The organism is Photobacterium sp. R1 (assembly GCF_054600795.1).
Window position 1 is genome coordinate 1 of sequence record NZ_BAAHZP010000946.1, and the last position, 238, is coordinate 238.

Sequence of the window (238 nt, forward strand, 5' to 3'; positions counted from 1 at the left end):
TCGCAGATCACACCCGGCTGGGTTTCAACCTGCAGCGGCTTGGTTTTTTGAGCTTTGTGGAAACAGGCAATATTGGCATAGGCCTGCTGAAGCGCTTGTTTCAAGTCATCGGTTAAACGATCTGCTGCAGCCTCGATCTCATCTCCGCTCACTTAGAATGAATCGCGACGGACTATATCGAACTTCTCTGTCAGTTCCAGCAGCGCAACATCACCGCGTTTGCGCACATATGAGATGA

1 pseudogene is annotated in these 238 nt (G+C 50.4%); it reads right to left on the bottom strand.

Annotated elements, in window-relative coordinates:
• Nucleotides 1–238: pseudogene (locus ACYP03_RS27870) on the bottom strand (histidinol dehydrogenase); the annotation flags it as partial.